Origin of the sequence: Corallococcus praedator, assembly GCF_003612125.1 — a bacterium.
Classification (GTDB): Bacteria; Myxococcota; Myxococcia; order Myxococcales; family Myxococcaceae; genus Corallococcus; species Corallococcus praedator.
Map to the genome: position 1 here is coordinate 1 of NZ_RAWI01000139.1, position 21,058 is coordinate 21,058.

Annotated in this window: 19 protein-coding genes; 8 read left to right on the top strand and 11 right to left on the bottom strand. The window is 71.3% G+C overall.

What is annotated here, in order from left to right; genetic code table 11:
* The first annotated feature begins 188 nt into the window (after positions 1–188).
* The 3 genes from D7Y13_RS19125 to D7Y13_RS19135 all read left to right on the top strand — a co-directional run bounded on the left by D7Y13_RS19125 (position 189) and on the right by D7Y13_RS19135 (position 3,913).
* Complete coding sequence (locus D7Y13_RS19125) at positions 189–1,832, top strand: DUF1592 domain-containing protein (RefSeq protein WP_120584232.1); 1,644 nt, start codon at positions 189–191, stop codon at positions 1,830–1,832.
* Positions 1,829–3,157 carry a DUF1552 domain-containing protein gene (locus tag D7Y13_RS19130; protein ID WP_120584231.1) on the top strand — a complete coding sequence of 443 codons (1,329 nt, stop codon included), beginning with the start codon at positions 1,829–1,831 and terminating at the stop codon, positions 3,155–3,157. The genes D7Y13_RS19125 and D7Y13_RS19130 overlap by 4 nt, the downstream gene beginning before the upstream one ends.
* A 96-nt stretch (positions 3,158–3,253) precedes the next feature.
* Positions 3,254–3,913 carry a CAP domain-containing protein gene (locus D7Y13_RS19135; protein ID WP_233595654.1) on the top strand — a complete coding sequence of 220 codons (660 nt, stop codon included), beginning with the start codon at positions 3,254–3,256 and terminating at the stop codon, positions 3,911–3,913.
* 4 nt (positions 3,914–3,917) lie between these two features.
* Here the strand turns inward: D7Y13_RS19135 and D7Y13_RS19140 are convergent, their stop codons facing one another.
* The 3 genes from D7Y13_RS19140 to D7Y13_RS19150 form a co-directional block, all read right to left on the bottom strand.
* Positions 3,918–4,862 carry a hypothetical protein gene (locus D7Y13_RS19140; protein ID WP_233595653.1) on the bottom strand — a complete coding sequence of 315 codons (945 nt, stop codon included), beginning with the start codon at positions 4,860–4,862 and terminating at the stop codon, positions 3,918–3,920.
* Between the two features lie 91 nt (positions 4,863–4,953).
* Entirely contained in the window at positions 4,954–5,634 is a 681-nt protein-coding gene (locus D7Y13_RS19145) for a tetratricopeptide repeat protein (protein WP_120533862.1), read from the bottom strand.
* Positions 5,635–5,683: 49 nt separating this feature from the next.
* Positions 5,684–5,896 (bottom strand): hypothetical protein, encoded by a 213-nt coding sequence (locus tag D7Y13_RS19150; RefSeq protein ID WP_120630741.1) that lies wholly within the window; start codon positions 5,894–5,896, stop codon positions 5,684–5,686.
* A 116-nt stretch (positions 5,897–6,012) separates the two neighbouring features.
* Between D7Y13_RS19150 and D7Y13_RS19155 the strand changes: the two genes are divergently transcribed.
* The gene (locus D7Y13_RS19155; RefSeq protein ID WP_120533860.1) at positions 6,013–6,648 is read left to right on the top strand and encodes a CAP domain-containing protein; all 636 of its coding nucleotides are present in this window, start codon (positions 6,013–6,015) and stop codon (positions 6,646–6,648) included.
* Between the two features lie 24 nt (positions 6,649–6,672).
* Here the strand turns inward: D7Y13_RS19155 and D7Y13_RS19160 are convergent, their stop codons facing one another.
* The 3 genes from D7Y13_RS19160 to D7Y13_RS19170 all read right to left on the bottom strand — a co-directional run bounded on the left by D7Y13_RS19160 (position 6,673) and on the right by D7Y13_RS19170 (position 9,047).
* Positions 6,673–7,506, bottom strand: coding sequence for a dienelactone hydrolase family protein (locus D7Y13_RS19160; protein ID WP_120533871.1), 834 nt, complete (start codon positions 7,504–7,506; stop codon positions 6,673–6,675).
* A gap of 225 nt (positions 7,507–7,731) precedes the next feature.
* Positions 7,732–8,571 carry an FKBP-type peptidyl-prolyl cis-trans isomerase gene (locus D7Y13_RS19165; RefSeq protein ID WP_120533859.1) on the bottom strand — a complete coding sequence of 280 codons (840 nt, stop codon included), beginning with the start codon at positions 8,569–8,571 and terminating at the stop codon, positions 7,732–7,734.
* 218 nt (positions 8,572–8,789) lie between these two features.
* The gene (locus D7Y13_RS19170) at positions 8,790–9,047 is read right to left on the bottom strand and encodes a GlsB/YeaQ/YmgE family stress response membrane protein (RefSeq protein ID WP_120533858.1); all 258 of its coding nucleotides are present in this window, start codon (positions 9,045–9,047) and stop codon (positions 8,790–8,792) included.
* A gap of 102 nt (positions 9,048–9,149) precedes the next feature.
* Between D7Y13_RS19170 and D7Y13_RS19175 the strand changes: the two genes are divergently transcribed.
* Complete coding sequence (locus D7Y13_RS19175) at positions 9,150–10,256, top strand: GNAT family N-acetyltransferase (protein ID WP_120585245.1); 1,107 nt, start codon at positions 9,150–9,152, stop codon at positions 10,254–10,256.
* A gap of 13 nt (positions 10,257–10,269) precedes the next feature.
* Here the strand turns inward: D7Y13_RS19175 and D7Y13_RS19180 are convergent, their stop codons facing one another.
* A complete protein-coding gene (locus D7Y13_RS19180) occupies positions 10,270–11,730 on the bottom strand; it encodes an MATE family efflux transporter (RefSeq protein WP_120585246.1) in 1,461 nt (486 codons plus the stop codon).
* A 306-nt stretch (positions 11,731–12,036) separates the two neighbouring features.
* Here D7Y13_RS19180 and D7Y13_RS19185 point away from each other — a divergent pair, with 306 nt between their 5' ends.
* A complete protein-coding gene (locus D7Y13_RS19185; protein ID WP_233595848.1) occupies positions 12,037–12,981 on the top strand; it encodes a gamma carbonic anhydrase family protein in 945 nt (314 codons plus the stop codon).
* Between the two features lie 58 nt (positions 12,982–13,039).
* A complete protein-coding gene (locus tag D7Y13_RS19190; protein ID WP_147444457.1) occupies positions 13,040–13,450 on the top strand; it encodes a hypothetical protein in 411 nt (136 codons plus the stop codon).
* Positions 13,451–13,457: 7 nt separating this feature from the next.
* Here the strand turns inward: D7Y13_RS19190 and D7Y13_RS19195 are convergent, their stop codons facing one another.
* Genes D7Y13_RS19195 through D7Y13_RS19210 form a run of 4 tightly spaced genes read right to left on the bottom strand, consistent with a single transcriptional unit; the run spans position 13,458 to position 19,943 of the window.
* A complete protein-coding gene (locus D7Y13_RS19195; protein ID WP_120585248.1) occupies positions 13,458–14,627 on the bottom strand; it encodes a Rieske 2Fe-2S domain-containing protein in 1,170 nt (389 codons plus the stop codon).
* Positions 14,628–14,646: 19 nt separating this feature from the next.
* Positions 14,647–16,308 carry a GH3 family acyl-acid amido synthetase gene (locus D7Y13_RS19200; protein WP_120533870.1) on the bottom strand — a complete coding sequence of 554 codons (1,662 nt, stop codon included), beginning with the start codon at positions 16,306–16,308 and terminating at the stop codon, positions 14,647–14,649.
* A gap of 19 nt (positions 16,309–16,327) precedes the next feature.
* Positions 16,328–17,089 (bottom strand): hypothetical protein, encoded by a 762-nt coding sequence (locus D7Y13_RS19205; RefSeq protein ID WP_120585249.1) that lies wholly within the window; start codon positions 17,087–17,089, stop codon positions 16,328–16,330.
* 4 nt (positions 17,090–17,093) lie between these two features.
* Positions 17,094–19,943, bottom strand: coding sequence for an FG-GAP-like repeat-containing protein (locus tag D7Y13_RS19210; RefSeq protein WP_244222356.1), 2,850 nt, complete (start codon positions 19,941–19,943; stop codon positions 17,094–17,096).
* Positions 19,944–20,051: 108 nt separating this feature from the next.
* Here D7Y13_RS19210 and D7Y13_RS19215 point away from each other — a divergent pair, with 108 nt between their 5' ends.
* A complete protein-coding gene (locus D7Y13_RS19215; protein ID WP_120585251.1) occupies positions 20,052–20,981 on the top strand; it encodes a fatty acid desaturase in 930 nt (309 codons plus the stop codon).
* Positions 20,982–21,058: the final 77 nt, after the last annotated feature.

Below are 21,058 nucleotides of genomic sequence, written 5' to 3' on the forward strand. Positions count from 1 at the left end.
CTCCAGTCCCTGCGTGGTGACGGGTGGACGCGGGCTCCATCCCCTCCCCGGGGATGGAGCCCGCGTCCACCCGTCACCACGCAGGGACTGGAGAGGCTTTTGCTTGAAGCGCGTTCGCCACGGATCCGTGGGGAGGAGGACGCGACGTGACAGCCTGTCGTCGAAGGCGGAGTCGGTGCTGGCGGGGGATGGGGCTCGCGGTGTTGATGCTCGCCAGCTGCGATGCCTCCATGCCCCGGGCTCGGGTGCTGCCGGGGCCGGACGAGGACCCGGGCAACAACCCGGTGGATCCGCTGGACACCCTGTGCCGGTTCGAGTCGCGCGACCCGGGCCGCGTCACCCTGCACCGCCTCAACCGCGCCGAGTACGACAACACCGTGCGCGACCTGCTGGGCGACACCCGCGCGCCCGCGCGCGACTTCCCACCGGATGACCACGGCTTCGGCTTCGACAACAACGCGGACGTGCTCAGCATGTCCCCGCTGTTGATGGAGAAGTATTCGCACGCGGCGGAGAAGTTGGTGGAGACCGCTTGGGCGAAGGGCACGCTGAGCACCTGCGTGCTGGACCCCGCCGCGCCGGAGCCGTGCGCGCGCGACATCTTGCGCACCTTCGCGCGGCGCGCCTGGCGAAGGCCGGTGTCCGAGCAGGAGGTGGAGCGGCTCGTCGGCTTCGTCGCGGTGGCCCGGCAGCAGGGGGACGCGCCGGAGGTGGGGGTGAAGCTGGCCCTGCGCTCGGTGCTGGTGTCGCCACACTTCCTCTTCCGCGTGGAGCTGGAGCCCACGCGCGCGTCCCCCGAAGCGCACCCCATCAGCGACGTGGAGCTGGCCAGCCGCCTGTCCTACTTCCTCTGGAGCAGCATGCCGGACGAAGCGCTGCTGACGGTGGCGGAGGGCGGCCGCCTGAGAGACCCGGCGGTGCTGGAGGCGCAGGTGCGCCGCATGCTGGCGGACCCCAAGGCCCGGGCGCTGGTGGACAACTTCGCCGGCCAGTGGCTCTACACGCGCGCGCTCGACTTCTCCCAGCCGGAGGCGCGCTACGGCTTCGACGAACCGCTGCGCGAGGCGATGCGGGAGGAGACGAAGCTGCTGTTCCAGGAGTTCATCACCGGCGACCACCGGCTCAAGGACCTGCTGGACGCGCCCTTCACCTACGTGAACGACCGGCTGGCGAGGCACTACGGCCTGCCGCCTCCGGGCACCGACGCGATGACGCGCGTGGGGCTGGAGGGCCACCCGGAGCGCTCGGGCCTCTTCGGCAAGGGGGCGCTGCTCACCGTCACCGCCAACGCGGACCGCACCTCGCCGGTGAAGCGCGGCGTGTGGGTGCTGGAGCAGCTGCTGTGCAAGGGACCGCCGCCTCCGCCTCCCAACGCGGGCGGACTGGCCCCGGCGGTGGACCCCACGCTCAACATCAAGGAGCGCATGCGACAGCACCGCGTGGACCCCACGTGCTCGGGGTGCCACACGCTGATGGATCCGCTGGGCTTCGGCCTGGAGAACTTCGATCCGGTGGGCCGCTGGCGCGTGAAGGAAGAGGGCGGCGCGACGGTGGACCCCAGCGGGGAGCTGCCCGGGGGCAAGGTGTTCAACGGCGTGGTGGAGATGCGCGCCGTGGTGAAGCAGGACCCGGCCCTGTCCGCGTGCATGACGCGGCACCTGCTGTCCTACGCGCTCGGCCGGGGCGCGGAGGCGTCGGACCGCTGCAACGTGCGCGACATCTCCCAGCAGGCCGAGTCCCAGGGCGGCCGACTCACCGACTACATCCTCGCCATCGTCCGCAGCGACGCGTTCCAGAAACGGGGTGGCGACACGGAAGGACCCACGCCATGAGCCGCCAGCCCCTCCTGTCCCGTCGGACCCTGTTGCGCGGCATGGGCGCGCTGATGGCGCTGCCCCTGCTGGAAGGCATGCGCCCCGGCGTGGCCCGGGGTGCCCCCGTGCCGGCGCCGCGCCGCTTCGCGGTCTTCTACACGCCCTGTGGCATCCACATGCCCAAGTGGACGCCCGGGGGCGTGGGCGCGAACTGGTCCCTGACGCCCACGCTCGCGTCCCTGGCGCCCGTGAAGAATGACGTGCTGGTGCTGAGCGGCCTGGACAACCTGCCGGGCAGGCCGGACGGAGATGGCCACCACGCCGCCGCGACGTCCGCGTTCCTGAGCTGCGTGAAGGCCCTCAAGACGGAGGGCTCCAACATCCGCACCGGCATCTCCATGGACCAGGTGCTGGCGAAGGCCGTGGGCAAGGCCACGCGCTTTCCGTCGCTGGAGCTGGGCATCGACCAGGGCAAGGGCATTGGCAACTGCGACTCCGGCTATGCGTGCCCGTACGCGAACAACATCGCCTGGGCGGGGCCCTCCACGCCGGTGCCCAAGGAGACGAGTCCCCGCGCCGCCTTCGAGCGGCTGTTCGCGGACTTCGACCCGAACATCACCCAGGCGGAGCTGGCGAAGCGGCGTGCGTACGGCCTGAGCATCATCGACGCCGTGCGCGACGACGCGAAGGCGCTGGAGGGCCGGCTGGGCACCACCGACCGGCGCAAGCTGGACGAGTACTTCACCGGCGTGCGCGAGCTGGAGATGCGCGTCAACGCGATGGAGGGCGCGGGCCCGACGTGCGGCGCGGTCGCGACCCCCGTGGACACGCTGGACGTCCGCGAGAAGACGAAGGCGATGATGGACCTCATCGTGCTCGCGTTCCAATGCGACCTCACCCGCACGTGCACCTTCATGCTGGGCAACGCGCGCAGCCAACGCGTGTATTCGTTCCTGGGCCTGTCCGGCGAACACCACGCGTACTCGCACCACCAGAAGGCCCAGGCCAACTACGACGCGCTGGCGAAAATCGACAAGTGGGAGGTGGAGCAGTACGCGTACCTCCTCCAGCGCATGAAGGGCGTGCTGGAGGGGGAAGGCACCCTGCTGGACCACAGCGCGGTGTACTTCTCCAGCGAGGTCGCCGACGGCAACATGCACGAGCACACGAACCTGCCCATCCTCCTCGCGGGGCGCGCGGGCGGAGCGCTCTCCCCGGGCCGGCACGTGCAGTACGAGGACGTGCCCCTGGCGAACCTCTACATCTCCCTGCTGAACATCTTCGGCGTGCCCGTGACCACCTTCGGTGACGGCACGGGGCCGCTGACGGGACTGGCCGGGTAGCGGAGACGAGCAGGCACCCGCTCGGGCACCCCGGGGGCTGCCTGCTCCGTTCACTTCTCCCTGCACGGAGGGGCGCGGCGCGGGATGATTCCGCCCATGCCTCTTCCTGTGCTTCGTCGCGGGCTCGCCGTGGTGTTGCTGGCCCCGTTGCTCGGCTGTGTCTCCACCGCGAACCCCACGCGTCCCGCGCCTGCCTCCGCGAAGAAGGGCGCGGCCACCGCCGCCGCGCGCAAGCTGCCCGCGGCCACGCCGACACCGACGCCGTCGGATGGCACGCGCAAGCCCGTGCCGTCCGCCGCCGACCTGAAGCGCGACATGGTGGCCGCGCACAACCAGGCGCGGGCCCAGGCCTCGCGTCCCACGCCGAAGCCCGCGCTGCCGGCGCTCACGTGGTCCGACGAGGCCATGCGCAAGGCGGAGTCCTACGTGAAGGAGTGCCGCTTCGAGCACAACCCGGACCGGGGCACGTTCGGGGAGAACCTGGCCGCCGCGACGCCCGACACCTGGACCACCGCGCAGGTGGTGAAGAGCTGGGCGGACGAGTCCGCCGACTACGACTTCGCGCGCGGCACCTGCAAGCCGGGGAAGATGTGCGGCCACTACACGCAGGTGGTGTGGCGCAACACGAAGGCGGTGGGCTGCGCGACGCGGCTGTGCACGAAGAACTCGCCCTTCGGCAAGGACGTGGGCACGTGGCAGCTCTGGGTGTGCAACTACGCGCCGCCGGGCAACTGGGTGGGCCAGAAGCCCTACTGACGCCCTACCGGGCCGCGAGCGTGATGACCTCGATGCCGTCCTTCGTGCCCACCGCGAAGCGGCGGTTCGCGGGGTCCATCGCGAACGGCGGAGGGGCGGGCACGTGGTGGCGGATGCTGCCCAGCGCCAGGCCCGTGTCCAGGTCCTCCCAGCGCTGCACGACGCGGCCGGTGGCGCGCTCCACCCGCTTCGGATGCTTGAAGAAGTCCACCACGTGCGCCGCGTCCACGACCATCAACGGGCCGGCGGGCTCCTCCAGGGGCACCTCCGACAGCACCTTGCGCTCCGCGAGCGAGTACGTGCCCAGGTGGAAGGTGTCGCCGTCCCTGGTGGATTCGTCCACGCGGACGAAGACGAGCGTGTCTCGCGCACCGAAGGCCGCGGACATGAAGAACAGGCCCCCTTCCTCCGTGTCGGCCAGGAGGTTGCCCTTCTCCAGCGACGTGGGGTCCTCCAGCGCCCGGGACACATCGAACACCGACACCGCGTCCACCGGGTGCCAGATCCACCCCGCGCTCGACAGGTAGCGCCCGTCCGGGCTGAACTGGAGCCGCGAGTGGAAGAAGTCCACCGCGTCATTCGTGCGCTTCGTGAGGCGCTCGCCCGTCGCCACGTCCTCCAGCTCCAGCACGCAGTAGGAGTCCGGACAGTGGGCCAGGAGCGTGCGGCCACTGGGGAACGTGTGCAGGGCGACGGGGTAGTCGAAGACGTTCGCCTGGTAGAAGTCGCGCTGGAGCTGGCGCATCACCCGGGTGCCCTCCAGCAGCAGCCCCGTCGTGCCCAGCGATTCGTACAGCACGCTGTAGCGCCCGTCCGGGGACACCACCGCGCGGTCGAAGCGGTAGGCGAAGTTCACGTGCGGGTCGAAGCAGGTGCCGTCCAGGTGGTAGCGCACGCCGCCACCCACCGGGTCCACGAGCGCTTCGCCGCTCCAGCACAGGGAGGTCACGGCACAGCGCGTCTTCAGGGTCTGTCTCTGGAAATCCATGGCCCCCGTGACGGGGGCCACCGGGGGGCCCTGACACCCGGCCCCGGAAGGCTCAGGCCGGGATCATCGTCAGGAGCTGCTGCGCCTGCGCGCGCAGGTCCTTGTCGTCGCCCTTGAGGACCTTCTGGACGTGATACCGGGCCCGCGCGGGGTCACTGAGGCGCAGGGCCAGCGCCAGGTTGAAGTGCGTGGGCGGATCCGCCGGGTGCGCTTCCAGCACCGGACCGAGCACGCGCACGGCGAGCGCGGGGCCTTCCTGGGGGACATGCTCCAGGTAGTGCACGGCCAGGTCGTTGGGGGCGCCCGTCTCCGTGGGCGCGAGCGCCACGGCCTCCTCCAGCAGCGTGCGCACCCGGCCACGCTGGCCCGCGACGTCCAGCGCCCGCGCGAGCTGCCGGCGCGTTTCCACCGAACCGGGGTCCCGGCGGAGCACCTCCTCGAAGAGGGGCACGGCCTCCGTCAGCTTGCCGGCGAGCAGCGCGGCCATGGCGTGCAGGCCGATGAAGTCGGTGTTCTCCGGCGCCAGTTCGCGCAGCCGCACCGCGGCGGCCAGGGCGTTCTGCGTCAGGCCCCCCAGCAGCGACAGGTTGAAGACCTCTTCCCAGAGGACCACGTCGTCCGGGGCCAGCGTCAGCCCGTCGCGCAGCTCCTGCAGGGCCAGCCCCAGGTCGCCCGTCTCCAGATACGCCCGCGAGCGATCCCACTGCGCGCGGTAGGACTCCTTCACCATCATCACCCTCCGTCGGGGCAGGCCTCCGCCGGAGGACACCCGGATGGGACGCTCAGCCCCGGAACACCTTGTGGAACAGCCGCATGAACATGCCCGACTTGGGCGCGGTCTCCGGGCGGCCGGACTGCTGCTGCTGCGCCTCCGCCTGGAGGTCCAGCTTCATCTTCAGCTTCTTGAGGTCGGGGTCGATGGAAAAGGTGCTGAACTCATCGTTCCCCTCCAGGGCTGTCTGGACCTTGCGCGCGCGGGATTCGTCGTGGCTCATGTCGCGTCTCCTGACCGAACATCGCACCCTAGCACAGCGTGCCATCCCACCCCACCCTGGCGGCCCTCCCCTGTCCGCTTGCCCGTACACCCACCCGCACGCGGATAATCCAGCCCATGCGCCGCCTCCCTTCCCTGCGTTCCCTCTCCGCCGTCGGTCTGCTCACACCGTTGCTCCTGCTCGCCTGCATTCCTGACGGGGACACGACGGATCCCACCTCGGACGGGGGCCTCGGCGGTGACGCCGGCACCTCCGGCGACGCGGGCACGACGTCCGACGGTGGGCCCGTGGGGCCCACGGCGTTCGCCACGGACATGCTGGAGGCCCACAACGCGGCCCGGGCCGCCGCGCAGCCGACGCCGGCCCCCGCGCTGGCGCCGCTCGTCTGGGACGCCACCGTGGAGGAGACCGCGCGGAAGTGGGCGGACAACTGCAAGTTCGAACACAACCAGGGCCGGGGCAACGCCGGGGAGAACCTCGCCGCCTCCTCGCCGGACAACCTCACGACGAAGGCGGTCGTGAAGGGCTGGGACGACGAGAAGAGCGACTACGACTACGCGAAGAACGCCTGCGCGTCGGGGAAGGTGTGCGGCCACTACACGCAGGTGGTGTGGCGCAACACCACCCGGCTGGGTTGCGCCTACAAGCGCTGCACGACCAACTCGCCCTTCGGCGGGAGCTTCCCCACGTGGGACTTCTGGGTGTGCAACTACGCGCCGCCGGGCAACTACGTCGGCCAGCGTCCGTACTGACGCGGGCCGGGTCTGCGCGCGCCCTCAGCGCTTGAGTGTGCGCGCGAGGAACGCGGACGTCTCCGCCCAGGCCGCCGCGGCGGAGCGTTCGTCGTACTTCCCACCGGACGGGTTGGCGAAGGCGTGGTCCGCGTCGTACTCCAGGATGCGGCTTCTCACGCCCGCTTCGTCCAGCGCCTTCTCGAAGGCGCGCACCGTCTCCTGCGGGATGGACTTGTCCTTCGTCCCGAAGATGCCCAGCACCTGGGCCTTGATGCTGGAGAGCTGCTGCGGATCCGTCACCGGGTGGCCGTAGTAGAGGACCGCCGCGCTCAGCTCCGGCACGGCCATGGCGGTGCGCAGCGACCAGCCACCGCCGAAGCACCAGCCGATGCTGCCCGTGCGCGGGGCCTGGATGCGCGGGTCGCTCTTGAGGAACGCGTGCGCGGCCAGCAGCGTCTTCGTCGCCTGTTCAGCGTCCACCGCCTTCACCAGCGCGAGCGCCTCGTCGGGGTTGGCCGCCACCTTGCCGCCGTACAGGTCCACCGCGAGCGCCGCGTAGCCCTCCGCGGCCAGGCGGTCCGTCCAGTGCTGCACGTGCTCGTTGAGGCCCCACCACTCGTGGATGACGATGATGCCGGGCAGCGGGCCCTTCGCGTTCTGCGGCAGGCTCAGGTAGCCCTTCGCGCCGCCGGGCAGCTCCACCTCCACGCCCTTGCGCGCGGGCGCGGCGTCCGTGCGCAGGGTGTGCATGGCCTTGAACTCCTCCTCGGAGACGGCGCCCGTGGCGGAGGGCGTGCGGTCCACCTCCGCCGGCTTGCCCGTCGCGCAGGCGCCCAGCATCAGCGCCGCCGCCAACACCCACGTGAGCCTCTTCATGTCCGGCTTCATCGTTGTCGCGTCCTTTCAAGGCCCGGCGCTCTTCGCCTGGGACCCGTTGCGTGCTCGGGCCCGGGCGTAACGCGACGGGGACGGAGGCGCCAGTGCGTTGGGCCGCGCGGTGTCGTCCGGGAACGCGAAGAGGGCCGGCGCGAGGGAGTGTCCCCCACGTCCGGCCCTCGTCTCACCGCTCCGCTCGCGCGGGAGCGATGGGTGCGGCGGTGATTACTTCGTCGGCGCGGGAGGAGGCGTCGGCTTCGCGCCGGGCTTGCCGGCCGGGGGCGGGCCACCCATGCCGCCGGGCATACCGGGCATGCCGGGCATGCCACCGGGAGGCGCCTCGGGGGGCTTCACGATCTCGATGAGCTCCACGTCGAACACCAGGGCGGCACCGCCGGGGATGTTCGGGGGCGCGCCGCGGTCGCCGTACGCGATGTCGGAGGGGCAGGTGAGCTGCGCCTTGCCGCCGACCTTCATCTTCTGGAGGCCCTCGGTCCAGCACTTGATGACGCCCTGGAGCGGGAACTGGGTGGGCTCACCGCGCTTGAAGGAGCTGTCGAACTCCTTGCCGTCGGAGAGGGTGCCCTTGTAGTGCACCTTCACGATGTCGGAGGCGACGGGCTGGGCGCCGGTGCCCGCCTGGGTCTCCTTGTAGATGAGACCGGACTCGGTCTTCTGCGCGCCGGGCTCCTTGGCCTTCTCCTCCAGGAACTTGACCGACTTCTCCTTCTCCTGCGTGGCCTTGCGGACCGAACGCTCGCGGGCGAGCTCCTGGAGCTTGGGACCGTAGGTCTCCAGGTCCACGTCCGTCTTCTGACCGGACACCTGCGCGCCCAGGCCGGCCTTCACGAACTCCAGCTCCTGCGGGGTCATGTCGAACACGCTGATGCTGCGGCCGATGGACAGGCCCAGCGCGTAGAACGTCTTCTGCTCCTCGGTCTGGGGAGCGCCGGCGGTGGCCGCCGTGGTGGAGCCCGTGGCGCCGGGCTTGTCGCCCTGCGCGCCGCCCTGACCCTGGCAGGCCGTCAGGCTCAGCAGGGTCGCAATCAGCATCGTCTTCTTCATGATGTCGTCGCCTTTCCTTTGGCTCAGCGGCAGCCGACCGCCCGCTGCATGCCCGGGGCGCGGTCTACTACAGAAAATGCCCGCCATCCTCTTGGGAACCGTGCTTTCCCCGGATGGGTGTCCTGGCAGGTAGGACAACCGGCCGCCCGGCCTACAACCGGCGGGACGGGCGGGGATTCCCGGAAACAGGCCATGCGCGGCGCCCTGGAAGGCACCCCCTACGGCTTGCGTCCGAAGGCGGCCTGGGACACCAGCAGCAGGACGACGGCGCCCAGGATGGCGCCCAGGAAGCCGGTGGGCTCCGGGTCGCGCCAGTCGGTGCCGCGCCACACGGAGGTCAGGAAGCCGCCCACGAACGCGCCCGCCACGCCCAAGAGCGTGGTGCCGATGCAGCCCAGGCGCTGGTTTCCCGGCAGCACGGCCCGGGCGATGAGGCCCGCGAAGAAGCCGAAGATGATCCAGCCCAACAACCCCATGGCACTCCTCCTGAGCCCTCGAGCGTGTGCCCCGCAGTCTGGCGCAGGGCACGCGGGGGCGGAAGTCCGGCGTCGTGTCGCATACGCTGCCGCGCACACCCCATGAGCCCCCTGCGACGCGCCACCCCGGACGACAACGCCGCGCTGTTGGATTTGTTCGGCGACGTGCCCATGACGGGCGACCTGGTGCTCAGCACCCAGCGCGCGCCGGACTACTTCGCCCTCTTCGCCATGCAGCGCGGCGAGGCCGAAATCTGGGCCCACGGTGACGCCTCCCGCCTGGATGCCATGGGCGCCATCCACGTGCGCGACGGGTGGCTGGACGGCAGGCCGTGCCGCGTGGGCTACCTGGGCGACCTGCGCACCCGCTTCTCCGCGCGCCGGGCCCGGGGACTCGCCCGCTTCTATGGGCCCGTGCTGGAGGAGGCCACCCGGCGCCAGGGCGTGGACGTCTTCCTCACCGCCGTCATGGCCTCCAACGCCGCCGCGCTCCACGCCCTCGTGCGCCGCAACGCCACGCGCGAGGCCCAGCCGCACTACCACCTGCTGCGCGCCTTCTCCGCCATCTCCATCCAGTTCGTCCTCAACCGCCGCCCGCGCCCCAGCCGCTTCACCGTGCGCCGCGCCACCGCCGCGGACGTGCCCGCCATGGCCGCGCTCCTGGACGCCGACCACCGCGCGCGCCCCTTCGGCTACCGCTACGACACGGGCGAGCTGGAGCATCGCTTCGCCCACTGGCCGGGCCTGCGCGTGGAGGACGCGTTCCTGGCGTTCGACGCGGACGGGCGCCTCGTCGGCTGCACCTCCGCGTGGAACCCCGACGCGGTGAAGCGCTACCGCGTGATGGCGTACCGGGGCGGCATGAAGTGGGTGCGCCGGGGCTTCAACGCGCTCGCCACCGTGACGGGCGCGCCCCGCCTGCCGCCTCCCGGTGGGGACTTCCGCTACTTCTACCTTTGCAACACCTGCGTCCCCGGTGAAGACCCGGCGGTCTTCCGCGCGCTGCTCGACGCCGTGTACGCCGCGTTCCACGGCCAGGGCTTCCACTTCTTCACCCTGCAGCAGGACTCCGAGGACGCGCTGGCGCCCGCGCTGAAGGGCTTCCTCCAGCGCCGGCTGGACTTCCACCTCTACGCCGTCACGCCCGCCTCGCGTCCCCCGACGACCTTCGCCCGGGGACGCACCGGCTTCGAAATCTGTCTGCCTTGAGGGGGCTCCAGAGCTAGACGACGCGCGTCTTCCAGCGCCCCCGGCGGAACAGCACGATGCCGGACACGGACATCGCCGCGAAGGCCACCGGCACCGCGATGTACGCGCCCACCGCGCCCAGGCCGAACGGATGCGCCAGCACCCAGGCCAGCGGCAGCTCCAGCGCCCAGAGGCAGCACAGGTCGATGAGCGTGGGCGTCGTCGTGTCCCCCGCGCCGTTGAACGCGGAGGTGAGCACCATGCCGTACGCGCAGGAGACGAAGCTCAAGGAGAAGATGCGCAAGGCCGTGGCGCCCGTTTCCACCACCGCCGCGTCCGTCGTGAACACCCCCATGAGCGGTGTCGCGAAGACGAAGAACACCACGCCGATGGTGCTCAGCACGATGAGGTTGTAGCGGCCCGCCATCCACACCGCCCGCTCACCCCGCGCCACGTCGCCCGCGCCCATGCTCTGGCCCAGGAGCGTGGACGCCGCGTTGCCCAGGCCCCACGCGGGCAGCAGCGCGAACAGGACGATGCGGATCGCGATGGTGTAGCCCGCGAGCGCCGTGCTGCCGAACGACGACACGATGCGCACCAGCACCACCCAGCTGGACGTGGTCACCAGCGCCTGCACCATGCCCGCGCCCGACAGGCGCACCATCGCCAGCATCGTCCCGGGCTCCAGCGACACGTGCTCCCGCCGCACCTGGAGTCGCCCGTTCGCCTGCGCCAGCCGGAAGAGCTGGTAGAGCACGCCCGCGCTGCGGGCAATCGTGGTGGCCCACGCCGCGCCCACCACGCCCATCTCCGGAAACGGGCCCAGGCCGAAGATGAGACACGGGGCGAGCAGGATGTTGAGGCCGTTGGCCAGCGCCAGCGTGCGCATCGCGATGGCCGCGTCGCCCGCGCCCCGGAAGATGGCGTTGATGAGGAAGAGCAGGAGGATGCTCACCACGCCGCCCATCATCACGCGCGTGTAGCCCACGCCGTGCTCCAGCACCCAGGGCGAACCTCCCAGCGCCGTCAGCAGCGGCCGCGCGAAGACGATGCCCGCGATGGCCAGCACCGTGGAGAGCATCACGCCCAGGCCAATCGCCTGCACCGCCGTCCGCGCCGCCCGCTCCGAGTCCTTCTCGCCAATGCGCCGCGCCACCATCGCCGTGGCGCCGATGCTCAAGCCCATGCCGGCCGCGTAGATGATGGTGAGGATGGACTCGGTGAGGCCCACCGTGGCGACCGCCTCCGCGCCGAGCCTGCCGACGAAGGCGACGTCCACCACGGCGAACACCGACTCCATCAACATCTCCAGCACCATGGGCACTGCCAGCAGGAAGATGGCGCGCCGCAGGGGCAGGCGCGTCAGGTCCATCTCCGTGCCGTGCAGCGCCTCCTTCACCAGCGTCCACAGGCCCTTCGCCGGCGGGGACTCGGGGCCGGCGACGACGTCACGCGCCTCCGACGGGGACGTCTCTTCCAGGGGTGCGGGTCTCATGCGTGAGGCCTTCCTACAGGAACGCGGTGGAGGAGTGGCGCCCACCAGGACGCTCACGACTTCCGCCCCCTGACGTCTGGAGGTGCCGCACCCACCCCTGTCCGTCCAGGGGGCGAGCGTCGGCTTCAGGACGGCGGTGTCGCGCCTGGGGGTGACACCCGATGAGAGGGGCGAGGTGTAGCTTGCAGCCTCCTGATGAGTCCTTCGACAGCGACCGCTTCCCCCCTGCCCACCGTGGTGGGACCCCATTTCACGCTGGCCTCGTCCGCGCGCCTGTTGGGCACGATCCAGGTCGGGCCAGGAGCCGTGATTTCCCGGGGCGCCGTCGTGCGCTCGGTGGGGGGCTCGGTGACCATGGGTGCCTCCTCCACCCTGCGCGAGGACGCCGTGATGGTGGGCACGCCCGAGCGCCCTGCCTTCCTGGGAGAGAAGAGCGTGCTGGGGCCCCGCTCGCTCGTCATCGGCGCGAAGGTGGGAGCGCTGTGTGACATTGGCGACAGCGCCATCCTGATGCCCGGCGTGACGGTGGGAGACCGCTGCGTGGTGGGCGAGGGCTCGGTGCTGCCTCCGGGCATGAGCGTGCCGGACGGGTCGGTGGTGTTCGGCCGGCCCGGCCAGGTGCTGCGGGTGCTCTCCGCCGAGGACGTGGCCCGCATGCAGCAGCGCCGGGGCGGAGACCTCTCCCTCACCGCGCCCCCTTTGACCTCCTTTTCCGCGCGGGACCGCGCCGAGGATGCCCCCATGGGCCAGCTCTACGCCTTCCGCGACCGTCACCCCTTCGTCCACCCCACCGCCACCCTCTTCTCCTCCGCGGAGATCTCCGGCGACGTCGTCATCGGCGCGGGCGCCATCATCGGCGCGGGCGTGAAGATCACCGGCGATTTGAACGGCCCGGTCCGCATCGGGGCGCGGGTGCAGATTCTTGAGAACACGGTGCTGCACCTCCTGCCGGACACCATGCTGGTGTTGGAGGAGGGCGTGGTGGTGGGACCGGGCTGCGTGCTGCACGCGTGCCAGTTGGGCGCGGGCACGGTGGTGGAGCCCGGCGCCATCCTCTGCGAGGGCAGCCACCTGGGCAAAGGCTGCCACGTGAGCGCCGGCAGTCTGGTGAAGGCCCGCGCGGTGTTCCCGGACTACGCGCTGGTGGAAGGCTTCCCCGCGGTGCAGGTGGGGACGCGCACGTCGCCGCCGGAGTCGCCGCGCTGGGTGCTGCGCCCGGAGGACCTGCCGGGCCTGCGGCGCATGGGGTGAGCCGTCCGCTCCTTGCATGGGTTGCTCTGCTGGACCTGCTCGGGCATCTTCGGACGCCATGGGCAGGCTTGAGCAGATTGAAGCGGTCAGGGCGGTGTTCGAGATCGTGGGGCCGCTGGCCCTGGGGCTGATCAGCGGCTCGCTCTTCAAGAAGTTCGTGTTCCCCCAGGTCCTCGGACGGATGGGGAGCCGCCTCTCCGGGGTGGTGACCTCTCCCGCCAACGTCTTCTTCAACGGCCTGACCATCGGCGTGTTCCTGGGCGTGGCGGCGGCGTGCCATGCCTCCAACGCGCCGGAGACCCTGGCGTGGCTCCAGACGCACTTCAGCCTCCAGCCCCCACCGCTTGCGCTGCGGATCGCCTTCTTCGTGGCGACCTTCTTCTGCGGGTACAACCTCGCGACCCTCCCGTCGTCCACCCCCGAGGACGGCGAGTTCCACGTGGATCCGCGCACCGGCCGGCGTTCGTAGGCGGGCGCTACACCCAGAACACCACGTCGCGCTCCGCGTCCTCGGGACCGGGGCCGTGGGCGCCTTCACGCAGCCACCGGCGGTAGGCCTCCACGTCCGCGTGGTGCAGGTCCGCCTCCGTGCCGGAGTACACGCCACCACCGGGTCCATCCGTGAGGCCCTGGCGCTGCGTCTCCATGATGACGACGTCCTGCTGGATGACCTGCCGCGTGTACCAGCGCACGAAGGGTGTCAGCGCGCGGCCCACCCACGCGCCCGGCAGGTCCACCGGCAGCCGGTAGCTGATGGCCGTGTACACGAGCGTGTCCGTGGGCTCGATGGGCGTGCACTGCGAGTTGATGGCGAAGCCGCTGTCACCCCACTGGTAGTCCACGCGGGTGACGTTGGGCACGATGAACTCATCCGTGTGCACCAGCGGCAGGCCGCGCGGGTTGAACAGGCGGCCCAGGCCCGTGAGCGCGTCCTCCTCCTGGAGGTAGGTCATCCGCACGCGGCCCGCGTGACGCTTCACCGTGGAGGGGACGCGCTTGCGCGTGGGGTTGCGGAACCAGCCCCGGTGCACGAAGGACGTGTGCGGCACGTCCATGAAGTTCTCCACCAGGTTCGTCACGCCGTTCGCGAAGCGCGTCACCATGAAGTAGACGGTCCAGCCGCGCTCGCCCCAGTAGGGCACGCGGAAGGGTTCCGCACGCGCGCGCGTCACGTCCGCGCCCAGGTAGACGTAGACGAGCCCGTCCTGCTCCCGCGTGGGAAAGCGCGCGAGCCGCCCCAGGTCGCACGGCGCGGGCTTCAAGCCCTCGTGCGCGCAGGCGTCCGCGTCCAGCTTCTCTCCCCGCTGCGGAGGCCCCAGCGCCGGAATCTCCACCACCGCGCCAGACGCGTCGTACACCCAGCCGTGGTACGGGCAGCCCAGGCGTCCGTCGAACACGTCGCCCTTCGACAGGCGCGCGTTGCGGTGCAGGCAGCGGTCGCGCAGCGCGGTGGGCACGCCGTCGGGCCCGCGGAAGAGGACGAGCCCCGTGCCGAACACGGTGCGCGCCAGCGGCTTGTTCGCGGGCAGCTCCGTGGACAGACACGCCACGTACCAGAAGTCCTTCAGCGCCCCGCAGCGGGCGAGGTTCGCCTCCGCCTCCAGGTCCACCGTGGGCACCTGGGAACGGTCGTGGGGGTGTCTCATCGGATGACTTCCTTCCGGATCATGTCGTCGTTCCAGAGAACCACTCGGACCAGCCCGGTTGACGGTGCAGGTCCACGGGCTTGATGTCCCCCGCGCGTTGCCCGAGCGCGATGCACCGCGCCTCGTAGCGACGGGTTGCGTGCACCACGCGCACCGCGCGCACCGGCCCGAGCTGTCCAAGCTCGCGCGCATAGCGGTAGTGGTGGCCTTCGCACAGCGCGCGCTCCACGTCCGCCGCGATGGAGTCCAGGCGTTCGGAGGACAGGTCCGTCTCCAGGAAGAGGCGATAGGCGGGCGGCGTCCCCCACTCCGGCGCGAGCATCGCGAAGGCGGGACGGGGTGTGGACAGACAGGCGTCCAGCACCGTGCCCACCCGCGCGGCGGAGAGCTTCTCGCCCACCAGGTCCGTCACCGCGTCCGCTCGGCCCAGGAAGCGCAGGCAGGGGGTCGCGTGCACGAAGCCCTCCACGCGAACGAGGTCGCCCAGTCGGTAGCGCAGCAGTCCGCCGGACGTGGAGAGCAGCACCGCATAGGTGCGGCCCACCGTCAGCTCGTGCGCCAGGAGGGGGCGCGTGTCCGGACGCGTTGGATCCACGAACTCGTGGAAGTGGCTGCGCACCGCGAGCACCGGCGCGGGGGCATCAAAGAGCGGGAGGGTGATGACCCCTTCCGTGGCGAGCAGGCCCTTGCCCTGCACCTCCACACCTTCGAAGCGCCGACACGCGGGGGCCACCGCGTGCGCGGCCTGCGCGTCCGTCCACATGCTCAACAGCGCGAGCCCGGGCCACAGCGTTCGCCCGGACGCGCCGCCGTCGCGCAGGGCCGCACGCAGCACCTGGGCCCGTGCCGGGTCTCGCGTCCCCTGGAGTCCTCGCACCAGGGCGTCCCAGGCCGGTGCACGGTCCGTGTCCGGCAGGCGCACGCCGTCCGCGTCGTGTTCGGGAGGCCGCAGCGTGCCGCGCTCCAGGTCTTCCGCCAGCCGCTCCCCGTGCCGCTCCAGCGCGTCCATCAGCAGCGTGAGGAAGCTGGGATTCCACACGCTCACCAGGGACAGGTCCGCGCACCGCACCAGGAACCACAGCGTCACGTAGCGGCACGGCTCCACATGCGGGGCCTGCCCCACCGCCCCCGGCACCGCGAAGACGCGGGAGAGCAGCGGCTGCAACGGACGCGGGAACCACGCGCTGTCCTCGGCGGAGCCCACCGGGATGCCGCCCTGGGTCCGGTGCTGCTTGCGGCCCAGCGGGGAGATGGACCAGTAGCTGGGGCCCGCGCGCACGGCGGGACGGCGCAGGAGCACTTCGTGAAGCATGGGCGCGAGCGCGCGCTGGAACTCTCCCAACAGGCCGCGTGTCACCGGCACCGGCTTGGAGGCTCCCGAGGAGCCGCCCGACAACTCGAAGCGCAACACGGGTTCGCGCGTGAGGACGCGGGCCTCTCCCCGAGCGATGCGCTCGATGTCCGCCGTCATCGCATCCGGCGTGGACACCGGCACCGCGTCCTGGAACTCCCGCGCGGTCCGCACGCGTCCGAAGTGCACCACCCGGCCTGCCTGGGCCGTGCCTTCCGCTGCCTGGAGCACCCGCGCGAGGCACTCCGCCTGTGCCGCTTCAGGCTCCCGAAGCGCGTGACGGAAGCGCAGCGCGGACGGCGTCAGCGCCGCGAGGGTCGCGGTCAGCATCCGGCGCGAGGTCAGCACCTCACGTCCCCACGCGGATCCGCGACGCATCGCGCTCCCGGCGGGCCCACCGGCGAAGCTGTCCCCACACGCTGCGCGCCAGCGCCCGCGTCAGGTCCCAGCCACGGATCTCCACCAGGCACACCAGCTCCTCGCCGTCGCCATGTCCCGGGTTGCGCTCCGCGAAGTAGGCGATGTGCGGATGCCCCGCCGCGTCCCGGTCGATGGGCGACACCCCATCCCTCACGCGGTAGTGCGCCCCATCGAACCGCAGCGTGCCGCGTGCCGCGTCGTACTGCGCGCCGAACCACCGCGTCGCCAGCGCATGCAGGAACTCCGACCGCCCGGACGGCGGCGTCCAGTCCCGCCTGGGGTGCGTGCGCGGGAAGTAGTTCACCGCCAGCAGGTACGTCTTGTATCCGCCCGACAGCAGCAGCCAGTACAACGGCCGCCACGGCCTGCGCAGCTTGCGCGCGAGCAGCAGCCGGCCGAACACCACCTGCAACGTCTTGTGGCCCCACCAGTCCGGGTGGATGACCGTGTCGCCCGAGTACAGCACCTCCGCCCCGTCCTCCTCCGCGAGGCGCACCGTGCTGAACCCCACCAACTCTCCCGTGCGCCGCGCGTGCAGCAGGAACACGTACTGCTTCGCGTCCAGGTCCTCCTGGAAGCGCTCCGCGCTCACGCCCACGTAGCAGCACTGCATCAACGCCAGCATCCGCGCCCGGGTGTCGGCGGAGAGGGCTTCGCGCCGCACGGTGGTGCCCTTCATCGCGGAGAGCATCGCTTCAGCGTCCTCCCCGTCGCGCCGTGGGAGCAGGCGGCTGGCGCACCTCCTGGTAGCGGTCCGCCTCCAGCGTCACCTCCTGCGGCTCCGCGCCATACCAGTGGACGGTCGCCTTCACCGGCCCCGCGTGACGGCCCAGGCCGAAGTGCAGACGCGGATCCGCCGATGCGGAGAAGCCACCCATGAGCCCCACCTCGCGCACCTGCTCCACGCGCTGGCCGTTCTCCTCGTAGGAGACGACCACGCGCGTCCCCACCGCGCTCCGGTGCGTGCGCTGACCGTCGCCCACGAGCACCAGTCCCACGAAGTGCGCGTCCGGCTTCGACTCAGTGGTGCTCGTGCGCAGCGTGTTGCGATACAGCGACACCGGCGCGTGCTGGTTGGTGACGAGCACGTCCAGGTCCCCGTCATCGTCCAGGTCCGCCATCAGCACGCCGCGCGAGTTGTCCGGCGCGTCGATGCCCACCTCCCGCGCCACGTCCACGAAGTGCCCCGGTCGCGCGTCGCCCAGGTTGAGGTACACGCGCCGCGCCTCGTTCGGATAGAGCACGCGGCCCCGGATGTCGCCCCACTTGTCCGCGTACGTGTGCACCTCCGGACCCGACTGCATCAGCTTGTGGTTCACGTACCAGTAGTCGTTGCGCTGCCCGTCCGGGATGCGCCACTTCGGCGCGTCCAGGCGCGCGTCCACCATGCCGTTGGCCTGCACCAGGTCCGGCCACCCGTCCGCGTCCAGGTCGCCCGCCGCCGCGCCCCAGCCGAAGCGCCGCTCGTTGAGCGCGCCCCGGAAGGTGGCCTCGTCCTTGAACGACGGCACGAAGGCGTCCTCACCCGGACCCACCATCCACAGCAGGCTGCCCTCCGCCTGGAGCGCGTGGTGCACGTTGGACACGTACACGTCCAACCAGCCGTTGCGATCGAAGTCCGCCACGCTCGCGTTCATGCCCTTGTACGTGTCGCGGCCAATCTCCCCGAAGCGGTGGCCCACGAGGTGGCGGAAGTGCCGCCCGCCCTCGTTGAGGTAGACGTCGTCCGGCCCGAAGTCGTTGGCCACGTAGAGGTCCGTCCACCCGTCGCGGTTCAGGTCCACCGTGCTCACCGCGAGCGACCAGTGCGTCTGCGACAGGCCCAGCGCGTCCACGTCCTGCTTCTGGAACGTGCCGTCGCCCCGGCCCCGGTAGAGCGCGTTCTTCCCGCCGTTGTTCGCGTCGTGCCAGCCGTCGTGCATGAAGCGCAGCATCCGCCGGTCGCCCGCGGACTCGGGCGCGGGGAGCTGGAAGAGGTTGAGCGGCGTGGGCGTCGGGTAGTCCGGCAGGTGCGTCGTCATCGCGTTGAGCACCAGCAGGTCCAGGTGCCCGTCCCGGTCGTAGTCCAGGAACGTAAGCCCCAGGCTCACCGCGTGGTCCGTCACACCCGCGGCCTCCGTCGCGTCCTCGAAGCCCGCCGTGCCCGTCTCCTTCAGCGTGTTGCGCAGCAGGCGCACCGGCCCGAAGGCCACCGCCACCGCGAGGTCCAGGTCTCCATCCCCGTCCCAGTCCACGAACGTCCCGCCGCCCGCCAGGCCCTCTGCCTTGTAGCGGGTGGCGAAGCGCTCCAGCGCCGGCACCACGACGCGTTCGAAGCGCAGGTCGCCCAGGTTGCGGTAGAGCCCCGCGTGGTGCTCCGACGTGCCCAGCGGGTGCGTGAGGAACAGGTCCAGACGGCCGTCGCCGTCGAAGTCCCCGGTGGCCACCGCGTCGCCTACGGCAACCAGCCACTTGGCCACGTGGGCCACGCGCGGATCCAACTCCTCCAGCGTGTGTCCCATCGAGGAGGACAGGCCCGCCTTCGCGACGTCCTGCGAGTCCAGGTGGAACGTCAGCGGCGCCGAGCGCGCACAGGGCGCGGCCATCACCGCGTGCCCCATGGCCAGCACCGCGCCCAGTCCTCCCACCACGCCCACGCGCCGGAGCACGTCCGGGGACAGGAGCCGGCGCAGGGACTCGCGGCCTCCGGCGCGCCAGGCGGCCCGGGCGTGCATGAACACGAAGCGCGTGGTGGCCACGGTGAGCGCCGCGTAGAAGAACGTGTAGACGCTCTCCTTCAGGTGCAGCACCAGGTCCACGCACGTGATGGCCAGCGCGAGCAACACCTGGGCCCTGGGCGTCCCCGGCGACGTGGCCGGGTCGGTGAGCATGTAGAAGACGAAGATGAAGAACGAGGGCGCACCCAGCGTGCCCAGGAACAGCACCTCCGGCGGCAGGTGGTGGCGCAGGATGAAGGCACGGAGCGCCGTCTGGAGCGCGTAGAAGGTGAGGAAGCTCACCACCAGCCAGCCCCGGCCCACGCGGAAGAAGAACAGCACCAGCGCCGCCATCACGATGAAGGCCGACAGCGCCACCTCGCCATTGGCCCACTGGTAGGCGGGCGCGGCGGTGATGAGCTCCCGCGTGACGAGCAGCGACACCGCCACCGCGAACATCGACGGGTTGAAGACGTGCCGCCCCTGGAAGGTCAGCAGGTACTTGGAGCCGATGGCCAGCCACACCGGCAGCCACAACAGCGTGCTCGCGTGCGAGTAGTTGAGCAGCAGCGCCAGCGAACAGCAGGAGATGTACGCGGAGAGCGGCACCACCTTCTGGCGCTTCAGCACCCAGCCGAGCGCCGCGTCCAGCAGCGTGCCGGAGACGACCAGGAAGGCCATCTGCCCGGGGCTGCGGTTGAAGCCGAAGAAGGTGAAGCCCAGCACGCCGTAGAGCGTGAGCAGCGCCGCGAAGGGCAGCCGGGGGTCATTCCACCGGGGGAAGACCCAGCCGCCCCATTCCACACGCGTGGCCACAGGGCCCGGCGTCATCGCCACATCCACACTCATGATTGACCGTCCCGGGACACGCGCGGAGCGTGCCGCGCCCGCCTCCAGGAGTCCAATCCCCACGAGGCTTGCATCCGACGCCCATGCGTGGAGTCGTAGCCCCTGACGATGTCCCGCACGCCGCCTCCCCTCCCTCGCCGCGCGGCGGTGCCCCGCGCCCTGCTCGTGCCCGCCACCCCGTCCGGGCTGCTGCGCCTGGCCGCCGTGGAGTGGGCCGGGATGGCGCTCGGGTGGTTCGTCATGGCGTGGGCTCCCGTGCTCGCGCCGCTGGCGGTGCTCGTCGTCGCGGGACGGCTGCACGCGCTGGGTGTGCTGCTTCATGACGCGGTCCACCTGCCCACGCGAACACCGGAGTGGAGACTGTGTCCGCTGACCGTGCTGGCGGGCTACCCGGTGGCGTCCACGCTGGAGGCCATGCACTACCACCACCTGCGCCACCACCGGGACGCGGGCCTGCCGACGGACCCCTACCGCAAGCCTCCGGACGGCGGTCCCTTGCGCACGGCGTGGCGGTGGCTGCTGCTGCTGGGCGTGATTCCCGGATGGGTGCTGCGCGGACCGGTGGGTCTTTGTGCCTGGGCCATCCCCGCGCTGCGCACGCCGTACGCCCGGGTGTTCCTGCAGGACCGCTCCGGACGCGTGCTGACGGATGACGCGGAGGTGCTCGCGTGTGCTCGCGCGGAAGTCGGTCAGGTGCTCTTCCACCTGGGCGTGCTGGCGCTGGCGCTGCGATGGCCCTCCCAGGTGGCGTGGGGGTACGGGCTGCCGCTGCTGGTGGCTTCGGGGTTCAACGCGCACCGGTTGCTCGCGGAGCACACCGCCACGCCCGCGCACGGTCGCTCGCTGGGGGACGTGTTCGCGTGCACGCGCGACCATGGGCTCGGGTGGCTGGGGCGGTTGGGATTGGCGCCGCGCCATGTGGGATTGCACGTGGTGCATCACCTGCATCCGCACGTGTCGCTCACGCACCTGCCCCGGCTGCGCGAGTGGTACGTCGCGCGCTTTCCTGAACACTATCCCCGGCCCCGTCCCTACTGATGCTCTCCGCTTCGACCCGTGTGTTGCTGGTGGTGTTCCTGCTCGCGGTCGCGGGCGCGGCGGCGTTCTTCCGGCAC

What these genes read in the sequence shown, in the direction of transcription:
- D7Y13_RS19205 (WP_120585249.1), bottom strand. Translation starts at nt 17,089, where the DNA reads ATGCTCTCCGCGATGAAGGGCACCACCGTGCGGCGCGAAGCCCTCTCC.
- D7Y13_RS19135 (WP_233595654.1), top strand. Translation starts at nt 3,254, where the DNA reads ATGCCTCTTCCTGTGCTTCGTCGCGGGCTCGCCGTGGTGTTGCTGGCC.
- D7Y13_RS19170 (WP_120533858.1), bottom strand. Translation starts at nt 9,047, where the DNA reads ATGGGGTTGTTGGGCTGGATCATCTTCGGCTTCTTCGCGGGCCTCATC.
- D7Y13_RS19150 (WP_120630741.1), bottom strand. Translation starts at nt 5,896, where the DNA reads ATGAGCCACGACGAATCCCGCGCGCGCAAGGTCCAGACAGCCCTGGAG.
- D7Y13_RS19195 (WP_120585248.1), bottom strand. Translation starts at nt 14,627, where the DNA reads ATGAGACACCCCCACGACCGTTCCCAGGTGCCCACGGTGGACCTGGAG.
- D7Y13_RS19145 (WP_120533862.1), bottom strand. Translation starts at nt 5,634, where the DNA reads ATGATGGTGAAGGAGTCCTACCGCGCGCAGTGGGATCGCTCGCGGGCG.
- D7Y13_RS19215 (WP_120585251.1), top strand. Translation starts at nt 20,052, where the DNA reads ATGTCCCGCACGCCGCCTCCCCTCCCTCGCCGCGCGGCGGTGCCCCGC.
- D7Y13_RS19165 (WP_120533859.1), bottom strand. Translation starts at nt 8,571, where the DNA reads ATGAAGAAGACGATGCTGATTGCGACCCTGCTGAGCCTGACGGCCTGC.
- D7Y13_RS19200 (WP_120533870.1), bottom strand. Translation starts at nt 16,308, where the DNA reads ATGCTGACCGCGACCCTCGCGGCGCTGACGCCGTCCGCGCTGCGCTTC.
- D7Y13_RS19180 (WP_120585246.1), bottom strand. Translation starts at nt 11,730, where the DNA reads ATGAGACCCGCACCCCTGGAAGAGACGTCCCCGTCGGAGGCGCGTGAC.
- D7Y13_RS19190 (WP_147444457.1), top strand. Translation starts at nt 13,040, where the DNA reads ATGGGCAGGCTTGAGCAGATTGAAGCGGTCAGGGCGGTGTTCGAGATC.
- D7Y13_RS19125 (WP_120584232.1), top strand. Translation starts at nt 189, where the DNA reads ATGGGGCTCGCGGTGTTGATGCTCGCCAGCTGCGATGCCTCCATGCCC.
- D7Y13_RS19175 (WP_120585245.1), top strand. Translation starts at nt 9,150, where the DNA reads ATGAGCCCCCTGCGACGCGCCACCCCGGACGACAACGCCGCGCTGTTG.
- D7Y13_RS19155 (WP_120533860.1), top strand. Translation starts at nt 6,013, where the DNA reads ATGCGCCGCCTCCCTTCCCTGCGTTCCCTCTCCGCCGTCGGTCTGCTC.
- D7Y13_RS19160 (WP_120533871.1), bottom strand. Translation starts at nt 7,506, where the DNA reads ATGAAGAGGCTCACGTGGGTGTTGGCGGCGGCGCTGATGCTGGGCGCC.
- D7Y13_RS19210 (WP_244222356.1), bottom strand. Translation starts at nt 19,943, where the DNA reads ATGAGTGTGGATGTGGCGATGACGCCGGGCCCTGTGGCCACGCGTGTG.
- D7Y13_RS19130 (WP_120584231.1), top strand. Translation starts at nt 1,829, where the DNA reads ATGAGCCGCCAGCCCCTCCTGTCCCGTCGGACCCTGTTGCGCGGCATG.